The organism is Arthrobacter sp. Y3223164 (assembly GCF_059091005.1).
Map to the genome: position 1 here is coordinate 1 of NZ_JBNHGF010000360.1, position 2,769 is coordinate 2,769.

The window sequence follows — 2,769 nt, forward strand, 5'->3', positions numbered from 1 at the left end:
GGCAACACGGCGGCCGCCGCAGCGGCCGCCGTTGGCCGGACGGCTCAGATCTGGTCGTCGGGGACGTCGACTTCGATCTGTTCGAGGCCGTCGCCGACCGTGATCTGGCAGCCGAGCCGGCTGCGGGTTTCGACGCGGGGGCCGGCGGTGCAGTCGAGCATTTCGTCTTCGTCGTCGCCGATTTCGGGCAGGCCGTCGAGGTATTCGGGGCGGACGTAGACGTGGCAGGTGGCGCACATGGCCTGGCCGCCGCATTCGCCGACGATGCCGTCGACGCCGTTGGTCACGGCGGCGCGCATCAGGGAGGTGCCGGGGTCGACGTCGAGCACGTCAACGTTGCCGTCAGAGTGGTGGAAGCTGATCTTTGCCATGGGAAATTGTCCTTGCTGTGGGCGCTGGTTTGGGTGGACGGAAGGGTGCGCGGGCCGGTCTTAGCCCCAGAGCACCGGGAATTTGGTCATGCCGCGGAAGACCCAGCCGGCGTCGACCGGGGCGTTCTCCGGATCCAGGCGGAGGTTCGGCAGTTCGCGGAAAACCTGCGGCATGGCAATGTGTGCCACCGAAGCGCGTGCCACCCAGGCGCCTGCGCAGAAGTGGTTGCCGCCGCCGAATGCCAGGTGCGGCTTCTTTTCCCGGTTGATGTTAAAGGATTCGGGGTCCTCGAACACCGCCGGGTCGCGGTTGGCTGCGCCGACAACGATGCCCAGCCGCGCACCGGCCGGCAGTTGCATGCCTTCCACGACGGTGTCGCGCGTGACCTCCCGCGGGTACATGCCGATGGGTGCGACCCAGCGCACGGACTCCTCGAAGGCGCGCGCGTAGAGGGATTCGTCAGCGAGCACCTGGGCCAACTGCTCCGGGTTGGCCAGCAGCGCCCACACGGTGGTGCCAAGGACGTCGCGCGGTTCGTTGAGGCCGCCGCCGATGGTCATCTTCATGTTCGCCCGGATGGCCTCGAGCGGGATCGGCATGGAGGTGAGCCCGGACAGCAGGCTGGCATCCGGATTCTTGCGCAGGTAGGGCAGGATTTCATCGATCGCGTCGTCGACTTCGTTGTACGACTGCTCCGACTTGCTCCAGACGTCCGGGTCGTCCGCGTAGTTGCCGGTGCCGTCGATCATGGTCTGCGACCAACGTTGCATGTCTTCCTGGGTGGCATTATGGAAGCCCATGATCAGCCGCAGGTTTTCCGCGGCGTAGGGAGCGGCATACTCCCAGACAAAGTCGGCGCCCGGGCCGGCCGCCTTCAACTGCGCCAGGTATTTGTCGCTGTTGGCCTGGAAGATGGCGTTCCAGTGCTCCTTGATGGCTTTGGGCCGCAGCACGTTCCCGTAGGATTTCCGGTCCACCTCATGCTCCGGGTCGTCCTTGCGCAGCATCGAGTGGCCCATGGCCCGCTTCATGAGCGAGTTGGTCTCGTTGGCGGAAAAACGCTCCTGGTCCTGCTCGATCACGTGGCAGGCCTGGTAGCTGGTAACCATGTACCGGTTGACGGCGGGCACCCAGTGCACGGGCGCTTCGGCCCGCAGCTTCTGATAGATCGGATACGGGTTCCGGTAGAGATCCGGGATGGTGACCCAGTCCGCGTTGGGAACCGGGCGGGCTTCGGTGGCGGCGGTCATTCTCGCTCTCCTCGTCGTGTTGGTCCGGAAACGGGTTGCCGGATCCTTGCCGGCGGGCCTCGCACCGTACCCGGCGTGAGGTGTGTCTCCCACGAGTGTGACAGCAGGCATATCCGCCGGTAAAGTGCATAAAGAGGGGAAATATCCCCCGAAAAGCTTTGGTTATATCCCTGCGGCGCAGGAGGCGCTTTGGTCCGGTACACGCTGCGGCAGCTGGCGTACTTTGTCGCAGTGGCAGAGGCCGGCACGATTGCCGCCGCCGCCGACGAACTCCATGTCTCACAGACGGCAGTGGCCGCGGCAGTGAAGGAACTGGAGCGTATTTTCGGCACGCAGCTCACGGTCCGCCGCAAGGCACACGGCGTCAGCCTGACACCTGCAGGCCGGCAACTGCACGCCCGCGCCTCAACCTTCCTGCGGGAGGCGGAGGAGCTGGAGCTGAGCACCAGCAGCTGCGGGGGAGAGCTGGCCGGCCCGCTGGTGGTGGGCTGCTATCTGACGTTGGCGCCGACTGTTCTGCCCGGGCTGCTGGAGCGTTTCGCCGCCGAGCATCCCAAGGTGCAGTTGGACTTCGTCGAAGGCACCCAGGATGCCGTGCAGGACAAGCTGTTCACGGGAGAGCTGGACCTGGCCATCGTCTACGACATGGACCTGCGGCCGGGACTGGAGTCGGTGCAGCTGGGCGCCATGCATGCCTACGCGCTATTGCCGGCCGACCACCGGCTGGCCGGCCGGGAGGCGGTGAGCCTGGCCGACCTGGCCGAGGAGCCAATGATCCTGCTCGATGCACCGCCGAGCAGCCATCACACGATGTCGGTGTTCCGTGACGCTTCCGTCGTGCCGAAAATCAAGTACCGCACCACTGACTTCGAGCTGACCCGCTCGCTGGTCGGGCGGGGTATCGGCTACTCGGTCCTGGTGCAGCGGCCGTCCGGCGATGCCACCTATGAAGGCCGGACTTTCACCGCGTTGCCAATCGAGCCGGCGGTCCGCCCGGTTGGCGTGAAGATCGTCTGGCCCGAAGGGGTCAGGCTGACCGACCGGGCCGCGGAGGTGGTCAGGTATGCGGTCGAGGCCCATGCGCCCCGCCAGAGTGGCGGCTCTGGCCGATGAGTCGTCCCCGCCGGCCGCGGGGCCTCACCGCCGG

General features: G+C 66.4%; 3 protein-coding genes. 1 reads left to right on the forward strand and 2 read right to left on the reverse strand.

Translation table 11 applies throughout. From position 1 onward, the window contains the following. Nucleotides 1–44: 44 nt before the first annotated feature. Together AC5RUJ_RS14025 and AC5RUJ_RS14030 are read right to left on the reverse strand one after the other, a co-directional pair. Nucleotides 45–371, reverse strand: coding sequence for a 2Fe-2S iron-sulfur cluster-binding protein (locus AC5RUJ_RS14025; RefSeq protein WP_494073554.1), 327 nt, complete (start codon nt 369–371; stop codon nt 45–47). 60 nt (nt 372–431) lie between these two features. Further along, nucleotides 432–1,622, reverse strand: a complete 1,191-nt coding sequence (locus AC5RUJ_RS14030) for a cytochrome P450 (protein WP_494128007.1) — start codon at nt 1,620–1,622, stop codon at nt 432–434. A 189-nt stretch (nt 1,623–1,811) separates the two neighbouring features. Here AC5RUJ_RS14030 and AC5RUJ_RS14035 point away from each other — a divergent pair, with 189 nt between their 5' ends. Beyond that, a complete protein-coding gene (locus tag AC5RUJ_RS14035) occupies nt 1,812–2,735 on the forward strand; it encodes a LysR substrate-binding domain-containing protein (protein WP_494128008.1) in 924 nt (307 codons plus the stop codon). Nucleotides 2,736–2,769 lie beyond the last annotated feature (34 nt).

Excerpts from the sequence above, each read along its gene's own strand:
- AC5RUJ_RS14025 (WP_494073554.1), bottom strand. The coding sequence starts at position 371 with ATGGCAAAGATCAGCTTCCACCACTCTGACGGCAACGTTGACGTGCTC.
- AC5RUJ_RS14030 (WP_494128007.1), bottom strand. The coding sequence starts at position 1,622 with ATGACCGCCGCCACCGAAGCCCGCCCGGTTCCCAACGCGGACTGGGTC.